The 20,662-nt window shown below is 64.0% G+C and carries 17 protein-coding genes and 1 pseudogene; 16 read left to right on the top strand and 2 right to left on the bottom strand.

Translation table 11 applies throughout. The features are described 5' to 3' along the window. The first annotated feature begins 118 nt into the window (after positions 1-118). The 6 genes and pseudogenes from NKJ01_RS13890 to NKJ01_RS13865 all read left to right on the top strand — a co-directional run bounded on the left by NKJ01_RS13890 (position 119) and on the right by NKJ01_RS13865 (position 7,938). Positions 119-949 carry an SMP-30/gluconolactonase/LRE family protein gene (locus NKJ01_RS13890; RefSeq protein ID WP_352728662.1) on the top strand — a complete coding sequence of 277 codons (831 nt, stop codon included), beginning with the start codon at positions 119-121 and terminating at the stop codon, positions 947-949. A 96-nt stretch (positions 950-1,045) separates the two neighbouring features. Then, positions 1,046-2,059 carry an ABC transporter substrate-binding protein gene (locus tag NKJ01_RS13885; RefSeq protein ID WP_023760912.1) on the top strand — a complete coding sequence of 338 codons (1,014 nt, stop codon included), beginning with the start codon at positions 1,046-1,048 and terminating at the stop codon, positions 2,057-2,059. Between the two features lie 49 nt (positions 2,060-2,108). Beyond that, positions 2,109-3,578, top strand: coding sequence for a sugar ABC transporter ATP-binding protein (locus NKJ01_RS13880; RefSeq protein ID WP_352728660.1), 1,470 nt, complete (start codon positions 2,109-2,111; stop codon positions 3,576-3,578). A gap of 1 nt (position 3,579) precedes the next feature. Next, the gene (locus NKJ01_RS13875) at positions 3,580-4,560 is read left to right on the top strand and encodes an ABC transporter permease (RefSeq protein WP_352728658.1); all 981 of its coding nucleotides are present in this window, start codon (positions 3,580-3,582) and stop codon (positions 4,558-4,560) included. Between the two features lie 3 nt (positions 4,561-4,563). Further along, on the top strand, positions 4,564-5,511 hold the full coding sequence (locus tag NKJ01_RS13870; RefSeq protein WP_352728656.1) for an ABC transporter permease: 948 nt from the start codon (positions 4,564-4,566) through the stop codon (positions 5,509-5,511). Between the two features lie 361 nt (positions 5,512-5,872). Then, positions 5,873-7,938 (top strand): annotated as a pseudogene (locus NKJ01_RS13865) (3-hydroxyacyl-CoA dehydrogenase NAD-binding domain-containing protein). A gap of 5 nt (positions 7,939-7,943) precedes the next feature. Here NKJ01_RS13865 and NKJ01_RS13860 read toward each other — a convergent pair. Continuing rightward, positions 7,944-8,195 carry a hypothetical protein gene (locus NKJ01_RS13860; RefSeq protein ID WP_352606893.1) on the bottom strand — a complete coding sequence of 84 codons (252 nt, stop codon included), beginning with the start codon at positions 8,193-8,195 and terminating at the stop codon, positions 7,944-7,946. Between the two features lie 125 nt (positions 8,196-8,320). Here NKJ01_RS13860 and NKJ01_RS13855 point away from each other — a divergent pair, with 125 nt between their 5' ends. Then, the gene (locus NKJ01_RS13855; protein WP_352728654.1) at positions 8,321-9,073 is read left to right on the top strand and encodes a hypothetical protein; all 753 of its coding nucleotides are present in this window, start codon (positions 8,321-8,323) and stop codon (positions 9,071-9,073) included. A 29-nt stretch (positions 9,074-9,102) separates the two neighbouring features. On the opposite strand, the gene NKJ01_RS13850 is transcribed toward NKJ01_RS13855, so the two are convergent. Further along, positions 9,103-9,606 carry a hypothetical protein gene (locus NKJ01_RS13850; protein ID WP_352728652.1) on the bottom strand — a complete coding sequence of 168 codons (504 nt, stop codon included), beginning with the start codon at positions 9,604-9,606 and terminating at the stop codon, positions 9,103-9,105. Between the two features lie 169 nt (positions 9,607-9,775). Here NKJ01_RS13850 and NKJ01_RS13845 point away from each other — a divergent pair, with 169 nt between their 5' ends. The 9 genes from NKJ01_RS13845 (at position 9,776) to NKJ01_RS13805 (ending at position 20,542) form a co-directional block, all read left to right on the top strand. Continuing rightward, positions 9,776-11,155: a glutamine synthetase family protein gene (locus tag NKJ01_RS13845; protein ID WP_352728650.1), complete on the top strand. Its 1,380-nt coding sequence runs from the start codon at positions 9,776-9,778 to the stop codon at positions 11,153-11,155. Next, a complete protein-coding gene (locus NKJ01_RS13840) occupies positions 11,155-12,459 on the top strand; it encodes an NAD(P)/FAD-dependent oxidoreductase (RefSeq protein WP_352728648.1) in 1,305 nt (434 codons plus the stop codon). Before NKJ01_RS13845 ends, NKJ01_RS13840 begins: the two co-directional genes overlap by 1 nt. A 113-nt stretch (positions 12,460-12,572) precedes the next feature. Then, positions 12,573-13,430, top strand: a complete 858-nt coding sequence (locus NKJ01_RS13835; protein ID WP_352728646.1) for a CoA transferase subunit A — start codon at positions 12,573-12,575, stop codon at positions 13,428-13,430. Beyond that, a complete protein-coding gene (locus tag NKJ01_RS13830; protein WP_352728644.1) occupies positions 13,427-14,221 on the top strand; it encodes a CoA-transferase subunit beta in 795 nt (264 codons plus the stop codon). Before NKJ01_RS13835 ends, NKJ01_RS13830 begins: the two co-directional genes overlap by 4 nt. A 1-nt stretch (position 14,222) precedes the next feature. Then, on the top strand, positions 14,223-15,428 hold the full coding sequence (gene pcaF, locus NKJ01_RS13825; protein WP_352728841.1) for a 3-oxoadipyl-CoA thiolase: 1,206 nt from the start codon (positions 14,223-14,225) through the stop codon (positions 15,426-15,428). A 119-nt stretch (positions 15,429-15,547) separates the two neighbouring features. Next, positions 15,548-16,579: a BMP family protein gene (locus NKJ01_RS13820; RefSeq protein WP_352728642.1), complete on the top strand. Its 1,032-nt coding sequence runs from the start codon at positions 15,548-15,550 to the stop codon at positions 16,577-16,579. 234 nt (positions 16,580-16,813) lie between these two features. Further along, positions 16,814-18,328 (top strand): ABC transporter ATP-binding protein, encoded by a 1,515-nt coding sequence (locus NKJ01_RS13815; protein ID WP_352728641.1) that lies wholly within the window; start codon positions 16,814-16,816, stop codon positions 18,326-18,328. Positions 18,329-18,545: 217 nt separating this feature from the next. Then, on the top strand, positions 18,546-19,601 hold the full coding sequence (locus tag NKJ01_RS13810; RefSeq protein ID WP_352728639.1) for an ABC transporter permease: 1,056 nt from the start codon (positions 18,546-18,548) through the stop codon (positions 19,599-19,601). Next, on the top strand, positions 19,598-20,542 hold the full coding sequence (locus NKJ01_RS13805; protein ID WP_352728637.1) for an ABC transporter permease: 945 nt from the start codon (positions 19,598-19,600) through the stop codon (positions 20,540-20,542). The genes NKJ01_RS13810 and NKJ01_RS13805 overlap by 4 nt, the downstream gene beginning before the upstream one ends. The last annotated feature ends 120 nt before the right edge of the window (positions 20,543-20,662 follow it).

Genomic DNA, 20,662 nt, shown 5'->3' with positions numbered 1-20,662 from the left:
CGCTTATGTCATTCGTTACCATGCCGGTTCGCGCAACTGTCGGCGCCGCCGCGAGCCAGTGATGTCAGTTTCGGCGCGCGCCCGCCAATCCGGCTTCGACGATGTCGTTGGCGATGCAGTGATCGAAACGCTGGCGAGCGGCTTCGGCTTCCTCGAAGGGCCGGTCTGGCATCCGTACGAGAAGTGGCTGGTCTTCTCCGATATTCCCGAAAGCCGGATGTATCGCGCTAGGGCGGGCGAGATCGAGCTGTTCCGCGAGCCGAGCCACAAGGCCAATGGCAACACGCTGGACCGCCAGGGGCGGCTGATCACCTGTGAGCACGCGACGAGCCGCGTGATCCGGGCCGAGGCCAACGGCAGCGTGACCGTGCTCGCGACACATCATCAGGGCAAGCAGCTCAATAGCCCGAACGACATCGTTGTTGCCACCGGCGGATCGATCTACTTCACCGATCCTGGCTGCGGCAGGGTGGAATTCTATGGCGTTGCCCGTCCTCAGGAGCTGCGGTTCCAGGGTGTCTACCGCATCGATGGCGACGGCGCACGACTGACCTTGCTGGCCGACGATTTCGTGCAGCCGAACGGACTTTGCTTTTCGCTGGACGAGTCGCGGCTGTTCATCAACGACACCGAACGCGGACATATCAGAGTGTTCGGCGTCGAAGCGAATGGCGATCTCAACGGCGGCGCGGTCTGGGCGGTGACCGAGGGCGAAGGCCTGGGAGCGCCCGACGGCATGAAGATCGATAGCCGCGGCAATCTTTACTGCACCGGCCCCGGTGGTATCCATGTTTTCGACGCGTCGGGCGCCATTCTGGGCGTTATCCGGACGCCCGAAGATTGCGCGAATTTTACGTTCGGCGACGACGACCTGCAAAGCCTCTACATTACCGCGTCGACGTCGCTGTACCGGCTCAGGGTGCGCGTGCCGGGATTGAGACTGTTTTGAGTCCGCGACAATCCGTGCTCAAATCAGAGTTGGGAGTGAGGCCGGGCCAAAGCCGGCGGGAATTGCATCAGTCAACACATCTGGGAGGAGTATGACATGAAGAAACTGTTCGTTCTGGGCGCTCTGGCGGCAATGCTTGCCTCGGGCACGGCGCTGGCCGACACCAGTGGCAAGAAGATCGCCTTTTCCAACAACTATGCCGGCAATTCCTGGCGGCAGGCCATGCTCGACAGCTATGGCATCGTCACCAAGAAGGCGGTCGCCGACAAGATCGTCGGCGCGGCCGACATCTTCACCACTGCCGACAAGGAAGTGCCGACGCAGGCGGCGCAGGTGCAGAACCTTATCCTGCAGGGTTATGACGCGATCGTCATCAACGCCGCCTCGCCGGATGCGCTCAATGGCGCCATCAAGCAGGCTTGCGATGCCGGCATCGTCGTTGTTTCCTTCGACGGCACCGTGACCGAGCCCTGCGCCTACCGCGTCGTCGTCGACTTCAAGGACATGGGCAAGCAGGAAGTCGAGCAGATGGCCAAGTTCCAGCCCAAGGGCGGCAACCTGCTGGAAATCCGTGGCCTTGCCGGCACCTCGATCGACGATGCCATCCATGCCGGCATCCTTGAAGGCGTTGCCGCCCATCCGGAGTTCAAGATCGTCGGTTCGGTGACCGGCGACTGGGACCAGACGACGGCACAGAAGGCGGTGGCGACCATCCTGCCTTCGCTGCCGGATGTCGTCGGCATCGTCGACCAGGGCGGTGACGGCTATGGCGCGGCACAGGCCTTCGCCGCCGCCGGCAAGCCGCGCCCGACCATCATCATGGGCAACCGCCAGGACGAGCTGCAGTGGTGGAAGGAACAGAAGGACAAGGATGGCTACAAGACCTGGTCGGCATCGATCGCGCCCGGCGTCTCGTCGCTCGCCTTCTGGGTGGCGCAGCAGGTGCTCGATGGCCGCAAGGATATTCCGCACGATCTGCTGGTGCCGTATCTGGCGTTCACCCAAGACGATTTCGAGGCCGAGCTGCCGAAGATCCCCAAGGGTGGCGTTGCCAGCCACGAATACACGCAGGAAGACGCGATCGCGGCCATCAAGGCCAACATCAAGTGAGCATCACGGCAGCGTTGCCGTCCGTATCGCCGAGCGGATATCGTTGAGCATGCCTGAAGGGAACGCTGACATCATCAGACTGAACGGCGCCGAAAAACATTTCGGCGCCGTTCGCGCACTGGGCGGCGTCGACTTTCATGTCGGGCCCGGTGAATGCGTGGGTCTCGTCGGTCACAATGGCGCAGGCAAGTCGACACTGATGCATATGGTGGCGGGCACGTTGACGCCCGACAGCGGGCAGATCGGCGTGCATGGCGGCATTGAGGCGAACTACTCGGTGTCGCGGGCGCAGCAGCTCGGCATACGCTGCGTGTTCCAGGAACTGTCGCTGTGCCCCAATCTCAGCGTCGCCGAGAATACGCGCATCAACCATGCTTCGCTGCGCGGCTTCGGCTGGCGACGCAAGGCGGCCGATCTGATCGCCGCCAAGCTTGACGAGATATTTCCGGGCCACAGCATCTCGCCCTCGGACATCGTCGGCGACCTGTCGATCGGCCGGCGCCAGATGGTGGAGGTGGCGCGCGCATTCACGGTGATCCAGGATCGGCTCGACCTCGTCATCCTCGACGAGCCGACATCGTCGCTCGACTCCCATACGGCTGGCCAGTTGCTGGCTTTCGTGCGCCGCTTCGTTGCCGGCGGCAAAAGCTGCATCCTGATTTCGCACGTACTGGGCGAGGTGCTGCGCAATGCCGACCGCATCGTGGTGATGCGCGACGGCAAAGTGGTTGTCGCTGATGCTGCCAGCGCCTTCGACCGCGACCGGCTGGTGACGGCGATGGGCGGAGCGGAAGCGCGCCAGAGGATCGCCGCCGAAATCGCTGCCGCCAAGCCCGGAGCCAGTCCGCTGCGGGTCCGGGCGCGTCCCGCCGCACAGAAGGACGGCACCGACCTCGTCGCCTGCGCCGGCGAGATCATTGGCCTTGCCGGACTGGCGGGACATGGCCAGACCGACCTGCTGCTGGCGATCTTCGCCGCAGCATCGCACGCCCGGACCGGCATCCAAGTGACCGCGCCGGTGGCGCTGGTGGCCGGCGACCGCCAGGCGGACGGCATCTTTCCGCAATGGTCGATCACTGAGAACATCGGCATCCGCTCGCTTACGCGCCTGCGCAACGGGCTGCTGATCTCGCCGGAGCGCGAGGCCGAGCTTGCTCAGTTCTGGCAGAAGAAGATCGGCATCCGCACGCCAAACATGAACAATAACATCTTTTCGCTTTCGGGCGGCAACCAGCAGAAGGCGCTGTTTGCCCGCGCCCTGGGGTCCGATGCTGAGATCGTGCTGATGGACGATCCGATGCGCGGCGTCGATATCGGCACCAAGCTGGAGGTCTACGACCTCGTGCGCGAAGAGGCCAGCCGCGGTCGCACCTTTCTCTGGTACACCACGGAAACCGAAGAGCTCGACAATTGCGACCATGTCTATGTCTTCAAGAACGGCCGCATCGTCGCCAATCTGCGCCGCGACGAGTTGACCGAAGAGAAGATCATCCAATCCTCGTTTGGCGATGCGGCCTGAGATGACGGCCACCAGTCTCGAAACCGCTGCCAGGACTTCCGCCGAGCGTGGTGCGCTTGCCCGCGCCCGCCTGTTGCGCGGGCTGCTGCCGGCGCTGTCGCTGGCGTTGGTGCTGCTTGCCATCGCCTGGCTCAACCCGCGCGCCATCAGCTATTTCGGCTTCAGCTTGATGCTCAATTTGGCGATCCCAATCGCGCTGGCGACAATCGCGCAGATGTTCGTCATATCAGGCAATGAACTCGACCTGTCGATCGGCACCTTCGTCGGCTTTGTCGGCTGTGTCACCGCGACATGGCTGAAGGACGCGCCGGTCATCGGCGTCGTGATCCTGCTCGGATCGATCGGCGTCTATGCTCTGCTCGGCGCGCTGATCCATCTGCGCAATTTGCCGTCGATCGTGGTGACGCTCGGCATGAGTTTTGTGTGGCAGGGGCTCGCCATTCTCGTGCTGCCCAAACCCGGCGGCAAGGCACCGGACTGGCTGCTTGGGCTGATGGCGTTCAAGCCGCCTTTGGTGCCGTTCCCGATCATTGCCGCGCTGCTGATCGGTTTCATCGTCCATTTCGGCCTGATGCGCACCTCCTATGGCGTCATCCTGCGCGGCTCGGGCGGCAATCCGGCGGCGCTCGGGCGTGCTGGCTGGTCGCTGCTCAAGACCAAGATCGTGCTGTTTGCGTTAGCCGGCCTGTTCGGCGTGCTGTCGGGCATGGCGCTGATCGGCATCACTACTTCGGCCGACGCCAATATCGGCAATGGCTACACGCTGCTGGCGATCGCCGGCGTCATCCTGGGCGGCGGCGAGTTCGTCGGTGGGCGGGTGTCGCCGATCGGCGCGGTGATCGGCGCGCTGACGCTGGCGCTGGCGGCCTCGCCGCTGCTCACCTTCATGCACATTCCACCCGACTGGCAGGTGGCCGCCAACGGCGCCATCCTGATCATCGTGCTGGCGGCGCGGGTGCTGATCAGCCGCAAGGAGAGGTGAGCGATGACCTCAGTGAAATCGCTGCTGACCAAACCCTGGATCTGGTCTTTTCTCGGCGCCCTGCTGGTGTGGCTGGCGACGATCGCCTTCACCGGTGGCTATGGCGCCGGCGGCATGCTCACCGCCGCTCTGTCGCTTGCGGTGTTCACGGTCATCGTCGGCATCGGCCAGATGTTCGTCATCACGCTTGGTCCGGGCAATGTGGACCTGTCGCTGCCCGCCAATATCGGCCTCGCCAGCGCCGTCGCCATGAAGGTGATGGACGGCAACGATTCGATGATCGCGGTCGGGCTGCTGGCGGCGCTTGCCTGCGGGGCGGCGATCGGCGCCGCCAACTATCTGCTGATCTGGGCACTGCGCATTCCGCCGATCATCGCAACGCTGTCGGCCAGCTTCATCATCCAGTCGATCGATATCAGCTATGGGCGCGGCTTGCAGATCAAGCCGCCGCCGGGCTTCGCCGATTTCGCGAACTGGCAGGTGCTGGGCATTCCGGCGCTGGCGATCCTCACCGTGCTGTTCACCGTCGGGGCTGCCGTCGCGCTGCAGCGCATGATCTATGGCCGCTCGGTGCTAGCGATCGGCCAGAACATCCGTGCCGCGTGGCTGGCCGGCGTCAATGTCGGCCGCATCCGCTTCCTCACCTACACGCTGTCGGGCGCGCTTGGCGGCATAGACGGTGCGCTGCTCGCCGGCTATTTCCGCGGCGCCAATGTCGACATCGGCAACGAATACCTGCTGGCCTCGATCGCCGTCGTCGTCATCGGCGGCACGTCGGTGGCCGGCGGTAAGGCCAATGTCCCCGGCGTCTGGGGCGCGGCGCTGTTCCTGGTGCTTTTGCTGACCATGCTCAACACGTTCGGCGTCAGCGCCGGCGTGCGATTGCTGCTGACGGGGCTGATCATCGTTGGCGTCATCACTGCGGCGGGCGGACAGAAGGCGCTGCGCTGAACTGACCATGTAACTGCGCCGCTTGTAATGTAGAATGTCGATGCTGGCAGGACAGCACCCCCCTCTGTCCTGCCGGACATCTCCCCCGCAAGGAGGGAGATCGGCCATTATCGCGGCTTTCGCCAATATCCAACATTGCTAAGTGAGCGAGACGCAGAAGCTGCTAATCTCCCCCTTGCGGGGGAGATGCCCGGCAGGGCAGAGGGGGGTGTGAAGGATCGCTACTTCGGAGATGATGGCGGCCAGGCACCTCGAACGGCTAATCATTATGCCAGCCGGGCAGCCGGTTCCCATCCGCGTCGTGGCGCTGTAAATCCCGATCGCGCGGCCGCAAGCTGCTCGCCATTGCTGGGAGGTTTGTGTGTCCGATTTCATCAGGGTCAACCGGGATGGCGACGTCGCTATCGTCACCATCGACAACCCACCAGTCAACGCGCTGAGCTTTCATGTCCGTGAGCCGCTGATGCAGGCGCTGGTTGCCTTGCGCGACGATCCGTCGGTCGCGGCCATCGTCATCGCTTGCGCCGGCCGGACCTTTGTCGCCGGCGCCGACATCACCGAATTCGGCAAACCGATGCAGCAACCCGATCTGCGCGCCATCGTGGCAACGCTGGAAACCATCGCCAAGCCGACCGTCGCCGCCATTCAGGGCACCGCGCTCGGCGGCGGCCTGGAATTGGCGCTCGGCTGCCATTTCCGCGTTGCCGACGCCGGCGCCAAGCTCGGCCTGCCCGAGGTCAAGCTCGGCCTGTTGCCGGGCGGCGGCGGCACGGTGCGGCTGCCGCGCCTGGTAGGCGCGATGAAGGCGTTGAAGATGATCGTCTCAGGCGCGCCGATCGGCACGGCCGAGGCGCATGAAGCCGGCCTGATCGATGCTGTCTTCGAAGGCGATCTGACCACGCATGCCGTGAACTTCGCCAGGGAAATAGCCCGAAAGGGTGGTCCCTTCACCCCGGTGCGCGATCGCGATGACGAGCTCAAGGAGACCGACCTCGCGGCTCTCGACGCCGAGGCCGCGGACCTCGCCAGGAAGGCGCGCGGCCTCGAGGCGCCGGTCGCCTGTGCGCTGTCGGTGCGCAATGCCGCTACGCTGCCCTTCGACGCGGCGCTGGCTGCGGAGCGTGCGCTGTTCGTGAAACTGGTCGGCAGCGATCAGTCGCGGGCGCAGCGCCATCTGTTCTTCGCCGAACGCGAGGCGGCAAAGATTTCGGCGAAGGACATCGTCAAGCGCAGGATCGCCCGCGTCGGAGTCATCGGCGCCGGCACGATGGGCGGCGGCATCGCCATGGCTTTCGTCAATGGCGGCTACCCCGTCACCCTCCTGGAAACCAGCCAGGAAGCCCTGCAGCATGGGCTGGCAACCATCGACAAGAACTATTCGGTGTCCGTCACGCGCGGTTCGCTAAGCGAAGATGGCAAGCGCCAGCGGCTCGCCCAGTTCAAGGGCTCCACCGACTATGCCGATCTCGCCGATTGCGACTGATCGTCGAGGCGGTGTTCGAGGACATGGCGGTCAAGAAGGAAGTCTTCGGCAAGCTCGATGCGGTGGCGAAGCCCGGTGCGATCCTCGCCACCAACACCTCCTATCTCGACATCAACGAAATCGCCACCTCGACCTCGCGCCCGCAGGATGTGGTCGGCCTGCACTTCTTCTCGCCTGCCAATGTCATGAAGCTGCTGGAGATCGTGCGGGCGCAGAAGACCGCGCCCGATGCACTGGCGACCGTCGTCGACCTGGCGCGGCGGATCGGCAAGGTGGCTGTCGTCGTCGGCGTCTGCCATGGCTTCGTCGGCAACCGCATGCTGGCGGCGCGTGGTTCGGAATCCGAAGCGCTTCTTTTGGAAGGCGCTACCCCACGTCAGATCGACCGGGCATTTGCCGATTTCGGCTGGCCGATGGGGCCTTTCCAGATGAGCGATCTCGCCGGACTCGACATTGGCTGGCGCAACCGCAAGGCGCGCGGCCTGACAGCCGTCATCGCCGATACGCTCTGCGAGCAAGGACGGTTCGGCCAGAAGACCGGCAAGGGGTTCTATCTCTACGAGAACGGTTCGCGCACACCGGTTCCGGACCCGAAAGTCGAGGCGCTGATCCGCGCCAAGGCGGACGAAAAGGGCATCGCTCCGCGCGCGATCAGTGCGGAAGAAATCACTGAGCGCACGCTCTATCCCCTGATCAACGAAGGCGCGAAGATCCTGGAGGAAGGGATCGCGGCCCGCGCGTCCGACATCGATGTCGTCTGGGTCAACGGCTATGGATTTCCCGTCGGCAAGGGCGGCCCCATGTTCTGGGCCGATCTCGAAGGTGCGGCCAGGATCGTCGAGCGGCTCGAGTACTGGCATCAGCGGACTGGCAAGGACGTGTTCCGCGTGGCCCCGTTGCTCAGGCGAATGGCCGAGACCGGTTCCTGGGAAGCCGAGGGATAGCGGACTTAGCGGATACGCGCGTCGATGATCTCGACGAAGCGTGCGAACAGGCCGGCCTGCGATTTGCGGTGAGAGCATCGGCCGAGACCATGATTTGGGCGCCAGCCTCTTTGTTTCAGCGCCTTTGCGATAGACTGCCCCACGACTTTTCCGTGCTGCCGGTCGGTAGCCAAGACTATGGTCCGATCGGCATGGGACTTCAGTGCCACGGCGGCCCATGGTCGAACATTCCTTTGAAATATCAGATGGTTACGCATGCCGGCGATTCCAGATCGCGTATTGAGACGGCATTTGTCTAAAGTTTACTCTGTACAATTAGGAATTCCTCATACGACGGTCGCTAGCGGTTGGGCGAAGAGTGGCGATTCCCCGAGGAGATATCATGACAAACCGAAAAACTCTGTTCGCGGCGCTTGCCGCGTTGGCGCTCCTGGCGTCTCCGGCGATCGCCGGAGCCGGCGGCAACGGGCACGGTAACGGCGGCGGCAATGGGGGTGGAAATGGCCACGGTGGCGGCAATGGCAACGGCCATGGCAACAGCGGCGCTTCGCACGGCAAGTCGTCCGCTCCTGGACAGGTGGCCAAGGCCGAAGCGGACGACACCACGCTCGACACGACCACAAAGGTCTCGTCCGTGCCCAAGGAGAAGAACATCCATGCCAAGCTTGGCCGGCTGAATTCGCTGCAGCGTAACATCAATGCTTACATGAACTCCAAGAGCAAGAAGTTCGCTGCCATCCAGGCTTTCGTGACGCAGTCCGCGAAAGCCAAGGTCGCCCAGGCCGCGGCTGAAGCGGCCCAAGCCAAGCTGGATGCGCTGAATGCGCAGTTGACTGCGCTGACGTCGCTGAAGCCCGAGCAGATTGCCGCGCTGTCGACCGAAGACCAGGCGGCCTTGCCTGGGAAGATAACGGATCTGCAAGCCGAAATCACTGCCCAGGAGGCAGAGGTCACCGCCGCCAATGACGAGGCGACGGCGGCAGCGGTCGGCACCGACGATGTATCGCTCGACGCGGCGCTGACGGACATGGCCAACAAGCCGGTCGACGACGAGGTCACGGCCTGGGCCCAGGGCGTCCTTGCCGATAAGATCGACCAGACGGCGGCCGCGATTGAAGCGGAAACGACGCCGTAGCGAATCGTCGCCGAAACGGCGGTAGCCAGTTAATAAAGATGCCGCCGGGCCTCGCCCGGCGGCATTGCTGTTTCCCGGCCATGATTGGGCTGGTTTCCCGGTCCGGCCGTCTTCAACCAGTCTGCGAAGGTGATCATTGCCCGCGAGTTCTGGCGTCTGCGCCGCACCCAGAGCGAGCAGCGGCCGACATCAACCGTGACATCGTCGATGTCTTCCGGTTGCAGCAATCGCTGCGCGAACACGTGAATATACTCGACCATCTTGAAAGCCAGCAGTATGAGTTGGCTGCCGATCTGCTTCGCATTCGTCTGCGGCTCTCCGCTCCCGCGCTGTTCGGCATGATCCGCCGGCCGGATGACGAGGATTAATTGACGCGTAAAGCCAGCCCGACCATTGCGCTGTTTCCCGAAGCGAGTTTCGGACCTGCATTGAATTGCGTCGGCTTCGCGCAGGCACTGCGTGTAAGAGGCGCCCGGTCCGGGGACGGGCACGCCATGGCCCGCCGTGCGGGCGAGACTGGCGTCGGCAAGCATATCGGCCGCGATGCCTGGACCGAAGGAGTACTGAGAGAGCGATTCTCGGCCTGCTGGCCGACGACGCCATGCGTGCCTGCCTCAGAGACAATGCAGCCCAAATGACGCTGCGACCTGGAGCGGATGTAGCCGCGCAAGCCATACTCTCTCGGATACGGACATGAACGAAATGCCTGACCAAATCACGAATATCTCGCTCTCCAGCCGCAACGATCCCAAAGCCTGGTTGGCCCAGCACGGCATCAACGAGGTCGAGTGCCTGGTGCCCGACATGAATGGCGTCCTGCGCGGCAAGGCCCTACCGACGGCCAAGTTCCTCCAGGCGCTGGAAGACCGCGCGCTCTATCTGCCGAGCAGCGCCTTCCTGGTCAGCATCGATGGCCGCTATTCCGGCTCGATCGACGAGGGTTTTGCCTATTCCGACCCAGACATGCGCATGGTGCCGGACCTTTCGACGCTCTGCCTGGCGCCCGGCGCCGGTGCCGGCAAGGCCTATGTCTTTGCCGATGCTTTCCACATGAACGGCAGGCCATGGATGGCCTCGCCGCGCCATGTGCTGCGGGCCGTGCTCGATCTCTACAAGCAACGCGGCTGGCGGGCGGTGGTGGCGCCGGAGCTCGAATTCTATCTGACCGCGCCCAATCCCGATCCCGGCCAGCCGCTGATCGCACCAGTCGGCAGCAATGGCCGCGCTGAAACCGTACAGCATCCCTATGACATGGCGGCGCTCGAGGAATTCGAGCCGGTGATCCGCCGCATCTATGATTATGCGGCGGCGGCCGGGCTGCCGCTCGACACGCTGATCCACGAGTCAGGCACGGCACAGTTGGAAATCAATTTCCTGCATGGCGATGCGCTGCCGCTGGCCGATAAGGTGCTGCTGTTCAAGCGATTGACGCGCCAGGCCGCGCGGCAAAGCGGCATGTATGCCACGTTCATGGCCAAGCCGATCGCGGCTCAGGCCGGCAGCTCGATGCACCTGCACATGTCGGTCATCGACGAGGCTGGCAGGACGCTGTTTGCCAACACTGATGATGGCGATACCGAGATGTTCGGCCATTTCATCGGCGGCCTGCAGAAATATGTCCCCGAAATCATGCTGCTGTTCGCGCCCAATGTGAACTCGTTCCGCCGCATAAGGCCAAATCATAGCGCGCCGGCCAACATCGAATGGTCGCATGACAATCGCTCCTGCGGCCTACGCGTGCCGGCTGGCGGCCGTGCCGCTCGGCGGGTGGAGAACCGGCTTCCGGGAGCTGATTCCAATCCCTACCTGGCAATCGCCGGCTCGCTGCTTGCCGGCTATCTCGGCGTCGAGCAAAAGCTCGCACGGTCGGCCGAGGCGTCGGGCAATGCCTACAAGATCAAAAGCACGCTGCCGAAGACCATGGAGGAGGCGCTTGACCGTTTCGCTGCTTGCGACCCGGTGCGGGAACTGCTCGGCGAGGATTTCTTCCAGACCTATCTGCGCGTCAAGAGCGTCGAACTTGACCTGTTCCAGGGCGTGGTGACGAGCTGGGAACGCGACCACCTGCTGCTCAAGGTGTGATGATGGGCTTCAATTCCGAGGGCTTCAATTCCGGTTTGGATATCGGCAAATCCTACTATGTCGCGACGGCAAATCCGTCACCTGACCACGCCGCCCTGCAGGGAGATGCCGACGCCGATTTGGTGGTGGTCGGCGGCGGCTGCACCGGCCTGTCCGCCGCCCTTCACGCTGCCGAGCGCGGCTTGAAGGTGGTGCTGCTCGAAGGCGGAAAGATCGGCTGGGGCGCCTCCGGGCGCAATGGCGGCCAGATGATCCCCGGCCTGCGCAAGGGCGCCAAGGGCCTGGTTAAGCTCTATGGGCCCGAGCGGGCAAAGGCGCTGTTCGATCTTGCGTTCGAGGCGCGCAGGCTGGTGCTCGATATCATCGAACGCCACGCGATTGATTGCGACCTGCGGCTGACTGGCCACATGGTCGGCGCGGTCAATGGCTCCGATCTCAGGGATCTTGAAGAAGAGGCCGAGTGCCTGGCCACGGTGATGAAGTTCCCGCATGCCGAAATCCTCTCGGCGGCGGACGCCCGCGGCAGGGTCCACACGCCCTATCATGGCGCGATGTACGAGCCGCTCGGCGGCCACATGCATCCGCTGAACTATACGCTCGGCCTCGCCCACGCCGCGGTCGCTGCCGGTGTCACCATCCACGAGAATTCGGTGGCCGCGCGGCTGGAGCGCGAGCCTTCGATCCGGGTCTCGACATCGAAAGGTTCGGTTCGGGCAAAACACGTCGTGCTGGCGGGCGATGCACTGCTCAACGGACTGGAGCCGCGCGTCAACAGTCGCATCATGCCGGTGGGCAACTACATCGTCGCCACCGAGCCGCTGGATGGCAAACGCAATGTCATCCCGGCCAATGTCGCGGTGTCCGACACGCGCTTCGTTGTCAATTACTACCGGATGTCGGCGGATGAACGCCTGCTGTTCGGCGGCGGCGAGCGCTACACGCCGTCGCCGCCGGCAGACATTGCCGGCTTCGTGCGCCCGCATATGGAAGCCACTTTCCCGCAGTTGAAGGGTTGCCGCATCGATCACGCCTGGGGCGGGCTGGTGTCGGTGACGACATCGCGGCTGCCGCATGTCGGGCACTATGGCGAGGTCTATTTCGCGCATGGCTATTCCGGCAAGGGCGTCATCCTGTCGACGCTGTCCGGCAAGCTCCTGGCCGAAGCGATCACCGGCGACGCCTCGCGGCTCGACCTGTTCTCGACGCTGACCCCAATGCCGTTCCCGGGCGGCACGGCGCTGCGCGGTCCGCTCTATGTGCTGGGGATGCTGTGGTACGCAATGCGTGATCGGATTAAGCATTGAAGGTCGGCGGTGTCATCGTCGCTCGAGGATGACGGACCTGATGTAGTAGATGCCAACTGCACATACGAAACACGTGTTCGCAATACGACCTTTTTGAATCCGGAGCCGATGCGATGGTCAAGTTCCTGCCGCTCAAACAGGCCGTTGCGGAGAATTTGAACCATGGCGACACCGCTGCCTTCGAGGGTTTCACCCATCTGATCCCGACGGCGGCGGCGCATGAGGCGATCCGCCAGGGGTTTCGCGACCTGACATTGATCCGCATGACGCCGGACCTGATCTACGACCAGATGATCGGCATGGGCATGGCGAAGAAAATCGTCTTCTCCTATCTCGGCAATCCCGGCGTTGGCCTGCTGCGGCGCGCCCGCGATGCCATCGAGAACGGTTATCCGCGCGCGCTCGAGGTCGAGGAGCACAGCCATGCCGGCATGGCCAACGCCTATGAGGCAGGTGCTGCCGGCCTGCCTTGCGCGGTGTTTCGCGGCTATCGCGGCACTGGGCTGGCGACGGTCAATCCGAGCATCAAATCGGTCTCTTGTCCGTTCACCGGCGAGGTGCTGGCGGCCGTTCCTTCGATCCGGCCAGACGTCACCTTCGTTCATGCGCAGAAGGCCGACAGGAAGGGCAATGTACTGGTCGAGGGCATCATCGGCATCCAGAAGGAAGCTGTGCTGGCTGCCAAACGTGCTGTGGTGACGGTCGAGGAAGTGGTCGACAATTTCGACGATCTGCACCCCAATTTGACCGTGCTGCCGCACTGGACGATCGCGGCGATATCCGTCGTGCCCGGCGGCTCGCACCCGTCCTACGCGCATGGCTACTATGCGCGCGACAATGCCGCCTATCTCGAATGGGACGAGATCGCCGCCGACCGGGAGAAATTCCAGGCGTGGATGCAGGCCAACGTCATCGAGAAGAGCGCCGACGACTTCGCCGGGCGGGTCGAACATCTGAGGAAACCGACATGAGCGAGCTGTCGTTCAGCCCCAACGAGATGATGACCATCGCGGCCAGCCGGGCGCTGCGGAATGACGATGTCTGCTTCGTCGGCATCGGCGCGCCGTCCGCTGCCTGCAACGTGGCGCGGCTGACACACGCGCCTGACATCACCTTGATCTACGAGAGCGGCACGATCGGCACCGCGCCCGACGTGCTGCCGCTGTCGATCGGCGACGGCGAATTGTGCGAGACTGCGGTCACCACCGTCGCGGTGCCGGAGATGTTCCGCTACTGGCTGCAGGGCGGCCGTATCTCGATCGGCTTCCTCGGTGCAGCGCAGCTCGACAAGTTCGGCAACATCAACACCACGGTCATCGGCGACTACTTCCACCCCAAGACCAGGCTGCCCGGCGGCGGCGGCGCGCCGGAGATCGCGACCTCGTCGAAGGAAATCTACATCACCATGGCGCAGACCAAGCGCGGCATGGTCGAGAAGATCGACTTCTTCACCTCCTTTGGCCATGGCGAGGGGGGCGATCATCGCCAACGCCTTGGCATCGACACCGCTGGCCCGACCTTGCTGATCACCGATCTCGCCATCTGGAAACCGGATCCCGTGACCAAGGAATTCACGGTCGTGTCGCTGCATCCGGGCGTCACACGCGAACAGGTGCGGGAGAGCTGTGGCTGGGTGGTTAAGTTCGCCGAGGCGCTTGACGAAACACCGGCGCCAAGCGAACTCGAACTCACTACATTGCGCGACCTGCAGGCCCGCACCAAGGCGGCGCATGAGGGAACCGGAAAAGCAAAGGCTGCATGACATGGCCGAGGCCTATATCTGCGACTACATCCGCACGCCGGTCGGCCGTTTCGGCGGTTCGCTGTCGTCGGTGCGTACCGACGACCTCGGCGCCATACCCCTAAGAGCGCTGGTCGAGCGCAATCCCGGCATCGACTGGCAGGCGGTCGACGATGTCGTCTATGGCTGTGCCAACCAGGCCGGCGAGGACAACCGCAACGTGGCGCGCATGGCGCTGTTGCTGGCCGGACTGCCGAACGAGATTCCGGGTTCGACCGTCAATCGCCTGTGCGGTTCGGGCATGGATGCGCTGATCATTGCCGCGCGCGCCATCAAGGCCGGCGAGGCGGAATTGGTGATCGCTGGCGGCGTCGAATCGATGAGCCGCGCGCCCTTCGTCATGCCCAAGGCCGATGCTGCGTTTTCGCGCAATGCCGAGATTTACGACACCACCATCGGCTGGCGCTTCGTCAATCCGCTGATGAAGAGCCAGTATGGCGTCGATTCGATGCCGGAGACTGGCGAGAACGTCGCGGAAGAGTTCGCCATCTCCCGCGCGGACCAGGATGCCTTTGCTGCGCGCAGCCAGGACAGGGCAGTCGTCGCGCAAGCCAATGGAAGGCTGGCCAAGGAGATCACCCCCGTGACGATCCCGCAGCGCAAAGGGGATGCGGTTGTCGTCGCCAAGGATGAGCATCCTCGTGCCGGCACCACCGTCGAGGCGCTGGCCAAGCTGCCGACGCCGTTCCGGCAGGGCGGCACGGTGACGGCCGGCAACGCGTCGGGCGTCAATGACGGGGCGGCGGCGCTGATCGTTGCCTCGGAGGCTGCCATCAAGAAATATGGTCTGACGCCGATCGCTCGCATCCTTGGCGGTGCCGCCGCAGGCGTGGCGCCGCGCATCATGGGGATCGGCCCGGCGCCGGCGACGCAAAAACTTTGCGCCCGGCTCGGGCTGACGCCAAGTCAGTTCGACGTCATCGAGCTCAACGAGGCCTTTGCCTCGCAAGGCATCGCCGTGCTGCGCCAGCTCGGCATCGCCGAGGATGCCGGGCACGTCAATCCGAATGGCGGCGCCATCGCGCTCGGCCACCCGCTGGGTATGTCGGGCGCACGCATATCCGGAACGGCTGCGCTGGAACTTCGCGAGCGTGGCGACCGTTTTGCGCTGGCAACCATGTGCATCGGCGTCGGCCAGGGTATCGCGATCGCGCTCGAACGGGTTTGATCACAGGCCTTGCCAAATTTGACCGCGTGGACAAAAGTTCAGCGTCGTTCCATAGTTCCCCGTCTGAATATTTTCACGAACAGCCGGCTCGACACGGCTGTCGAACAGAGGGGAATGCAATGGAAAATCGAAAGAATAGATTCCAGGTAAAACGCGAAGGGATTTCGCGGCGCAACGTGCTGGAACTCGGCGCGCTTGGCCTGGCCGCAGGCATGCTGCCGGGCGCTGCCTTCGGCAAGGACAAGAAGCTGAAGGTCGCGGCGATCTTCGCCACGCCGATCGAGGAGCCATGGGACAACCAGATCCATGTCGCCCTGCAGAAGGCCGAGAAGGAACTCGGCATCGAATACAAATGGTCGGAAAAGGTACAGACCGCCGATTTCAGCCGCGTCATGCGCGAATATGCGCAAGGCGGCTATCAGCTGGTGTTGGGCGATGCCTTCGCCGCCGAGCGCGAGTCGCGCCGCACCGCCAAGCAGTTCCCGAAGACCGCTTTCCTGTTCGGCTCGGGTGCCGGGCCTGCGGAACCCAATTTCGGCGTTTTCGACAATTGGATCCACGAGCCGGCCTATCTCGCCGGCATGATCGCCGGCAAGATGTCGAAGTCGGGCACGATCGGCGCGGTCGCGGCGATGGGCATTCCGGAAGTGAACCGGCTGGTCAACGCCTTCTTCGCCGGCGCCAAGGAAGTCAATCCCAACATCAAGAAGAAGGTCGCCTTCATCGGTTCCTTCTTCGATCCGCCAAAGGCCAAGGAAGCGGCGGTCGCGCAGATCGACGCCGGCGCCGACGTCATCTACGCCGAGCGATTCGGCGTCATCGAAGCGGCTGTGGACAAGAAGATCCTCGCCATCTCCAACATGTCCGACCAGTCGAGCCTCGGCCCGGACACGGTGATCACCGGTCCCGTTTGGGACATGTATCCGACGGTCGAGCAGGCGATCAAACTGGTCAAGGCCGGCGTCTTCACCGCGCAGGATTATGGCGATTTCTCGCGCATGGCCAAGGGCGGCTCGTTCCTCGCGCCCTACCACAAGTTCGACAAGACGCTGCCGGCGGACGTCAAGGAGTTGGTCGAGAAGAAGAAGGCCGAGATTCTCGAAGGCAATTTCCGCGTCGACGTGGATGAGAATACGCCGGTTTCGGATTGATGGCCGGCCTTTAGGGGTGGTGCTAGGCGCCCCCCTCTGTCCTGCCGGACATCTCCCCCTCAAGGGGGGAGATTGGCAGCTTCGTTGACGGTGCTGTTCCTCCGGCCGCAAATTGGCGAAAGCCGAAGTGACATCCGATCTCCCCCCTTGAGGGGGAGATGGCCGGCAGGCCAGAGGGGGGTGCAGCGCCGCCCCATCCGTCGATTCCAATTCCGATCAGGAGCATCCTTGCCCTTGTCCGCCCCCCTTATCGAAATGCGCGGCATCACCAAGAGCTTTGGCGCGGTCAAGGCCAACGAGGCTGTCGATCTTAGCGTCGCTCCCGGCGAAATCCTCGGACTGCTGGGCGAGAACGGCGCCGGCAAGACGACGCTGATGAATGTGCTGTTCGGCGCGTATGCGCCCGACGCGGGTGAGATTCTCATCCAGGGCCAACCGGTGCGGATCACCAGTTCGGCCGACGCGCTGGCCGCCGGCATCGGCATGGTACACCAGCATTTTCACCTCGCGCCGCGGCTCACTGTGCTGGAAAACCTTCTGATCGGCATTCCCGGCAAGACAGGGCGGATCGACCGCGCCGGTGGGCTGGCACGGCTGGCAGAGATCGGCCGCCAACATGCCCTCACACTTGACCCGGACCTGCCGGTCTCGGCGCTGTCGGTCGGCGAACAGCAGCGGCTGGAAATCGTCAAGGCGCTGTTTCGCGGCGCCAGGCTGCTGATCCTCGACGAACCGACGGCGGTACTGGCGCCGAGCGAGGTCGACGGGCTGTTTTCGGCATTGCGCTCGATGGCGGCGCAAGGCCTCGGCATCATCTTCATCTCGCATAAGCTCAACGAGGTGCGGGCGCTGACGCATCGCTGCACGGTGCTGCGGCATGGCCGCGTTGCGGGTCGTGTCGACGATCCCGCCAACACGACATCGGCTGCCATGGCGCAACTGATGTGCGGACACGAGATCGTGCCGCCGGCGCGGGGACCGTCGACGCCCGGTACCGATGTGCTCACCCTCGACGGCATTTCAACCTCACATCATTCGGGGACGCCGCTGCGCGACGTGTCGCTTGCCGTTCGTGCCGGTGAGATCCTCGGCATTGCCGGCGTGTCGGGCAACGGCCAGCGTGCCTTGGCGGAGGTGATTTCCGGGACGCGTGTGCCTGACGCCGGCCAGATGACGATCGCCGGCAGCAAGGTCACACGCTTCTCGCCGCGCGAGGTGCAGGCGCTTGGCCTTGGCCGCATCCCGGAAGACCGCATGACCACCGGGCTGGTCACCAACCTGCCGCTCGCCGATTCGATGGTGCTGCCACGCATCGGCACCGCCGCTTTCAGCAGCAGGGGCCTGCTCAAGCCGGATGCGATCCGCGCCTTCACTGAAGAGCAGATCAAGGCCTATGATATCAGGTGCCCTGGGCCGATGACCCGGGCTGGGGCACTGTCCGGCGGCAATCTGCAGAAAGCGCTGCTGGCGCGTGAACTCGCCTTCGATCCGAAGGTGCTTGTTGTCTCGCAGCCGACGCGCGGCCTCGATATCGGAGCCGCCCGCTTCATCCACGAGAAATTCCTCGACATGCGGGCGAAGGGCTGCGGCATCGTCGTCATCGGCGAGGATCTCGAAGAGCTGCTGGTGCTCTGCGACCGCATCGCGGTGATGTATGAGGGCCGCATCGTCGGCACGCTCGACAGCGCCGATGCGACGATCGCGCGGCTCGGCCTAATGATGACCGGGGCGGGGGGAGAGTCTAGATGAACCTTCTGGCGGCGCTGACCCCCACCCCTAACCCCTCCCCACAAGGGGGAGGGGGATGCTGCCGCGCGCCGTTCACACAGCTTCCGAGCCCAAACTTCAGCCGTTTTGTCGTGGTCAGCGCCTCCGAGAGTTCCCCTCCTTGTGGGGAGGGGCTAGGGGTGGGGGTTCCTCTTCGTCAGAATCCTTGTTCGACAGACCGAACAGAGGGTGCCGCCTAATGTTCCGCCTGGAAGTCCGCGCAAGCACTCCTGCCTGGTTCAATCTGGCTTTGCCGCTGCTGGCGATCGGCGCCACGCTTGTCCTGTGCAGCGGGCTCATCGCGCTAGCCGGCGCCGGCGTACTCGAATCCTATGGCGTGATGTTCACGGCATCTCTCGGCGATAGCTATGCCATTACCGAAACCATGGTGCGCGCAGCACCGATGATCTTCACCGGACTGGCGGTCGCGGTCGCCTTCCGGGCCAAATTCTGGAACATCGGCGCCGAGGGGCAATTGCTGGCCGGTGCGGTTGCCAGCTGCTTTGTCGGCGCGATCCCCATGCCGGGGCCGCTCGCCATGTTCTTGATGGCGGTGGCCGGGGCTGCGGCCGGCGCTGCGGTAGCACTTGTTCCCGCCACGCTGCGGGTGAAATTCAAGGTCGACGATGTCGTCAGTTCGCTGCTGCTCAACTCGGTCATCTATTATGCGCTGATGGCGCTGATCGAGGGGCCGTGGAAGGACACGTTCAGCGGCTATCCGATCTCACCGCCGATTGAGGATTCGGCGAACTTTCCGGTGCTGCTCGAGGGCACAAGGCTGCATCTCGGCGTCCTCGTGGCGCTGATCGCGGCGCCGCTGATCTGGTTCCTGATCGTGCGCACGACACTCGGTTTCAGGATCAGGGTCACCGGCGAAAACCAGGAAGCGGCCAGATATGGCGGCATCCATGTCGAGCGCGTGCTGATCTCGACCGCTCTGCTGTCCGGCGCGCTGGCCGGGCTGGCCGGCGTTGGCGAGGTCGGCGGCGTGCATTTCCAGGTGATGAGCGACATCTCGCCGGGCTACGGCTATTCTGGCATCGTCGTTGCCATGCTGGCGCGGCTCAATCCGCTCGGTGTCGTGCCGGCGGCGATCTTCCTGGCCGCCGTCATGACCGGCGCCGAGGCGATGTCGCGAGCAACCGGCGTGCCGGCGTTCCTCAGCGACGTCATCCAGGGCACCGCATTGCTCGCCATGCTGGTGGCGCTGCTGTTCACCGCCTATCGCATCCGTCGCGTCGGGGCTGCCCGATGAGCGCGGTGTTCGAACAAATCCTTCAGGTAGGCTTCCTCGCCGCCATCATCCGCATCGCCACGCCGCTGGCGTTTGCGACGCTCGGCGAAATGTTCTCCGAGCGCGCCGGCGTGCTCAATCTCGGCATCGAAGGCATCATGCTTTTGTCGGCGATGACCGGTTTCACCGCCGCCAGCCTCAGCGGCAGCCTGTGGCTCGGCGTGCTGGCGGCGGTACTGACCGGCATGCTGATGGGTGCGCTGCATGCGCTGTTTACGGTGGTGCTGGGCTTGAGCCAGCATGTCTGCGGCATCGGCGTGACGCTGTTCTCGTCAGGCCTCGCCTACTTCCTTTACCGGCTAATCTTTGGCCAGCAGTCGGTGCCGCCCAGCATCAAGGGTTTTCAGACGCTGCCGATCCCGATCCTCTCGAACATTCCGGTGCTCGGCCCGGCGGTGTTCAACCAGTTTGCGCTGGTCTATATGGCGATCCTTGCGATACCACTGGCCGCCTTCGTGCTCTACCGTACGCCATGGGGCCTGTCGGTGCGTATGGTCGGTGAAAATCCGCGCGCTGCCGATTCGGCCGGCGTCAGCGTCATCGCCACGCGCTTCCAGGCGGTCATTCTCGGTGGGGCGCTGATGGGGCTGGCCGGCGCCTTCCTGTCGATGGCGCAGTTCAACGCCTTCACCTTCGGCGTGGTGTCCGGACGCGGCTGGGTGGCGATCGCACTGGTCGTCTTCGGCCGCTGGGATCCGTGGCGCTCGGCGGGTGCCGCGCTGCTGTTCGCCTTTGTCGATGCCTTGCAGCTGCGCATGCAGGCCAGCGGGCTCGGGCACATCCCCTACGAAACGTTCCTGATGCTGCCGTTCATTTTCACCATCGTCGCCATGGCGGTGATGTCGCGCAATGCTGTGGCGCCCTCGGCGCTGCTCAAGCCGTTCCGGCGGGAAGAGCGGTAGACGAGCAGGACTTGGGTTCCTCGCCCCCGTCGATCGCAGGACTGTCCGGGGAAAGTTATTCATATATGAAGGCCATCTGATTGAGGCAGGATCGGTCTCTTGGTCGGTTCGGATTGACCG

This window comes from Mesorhizobium sp. M0276, from assembly GCF_040321755.1.
Classification (GTDB): Bacteria; Pseudomonadota; Alphaproteobacteria; order Rhizobiales; family Rhizobiaceae; genus Mesorhizobium.
Note: the sequence above shows the minus strand (reverse complement) of the source record. Positions and strands in the feature narration are given on the sequence as shown.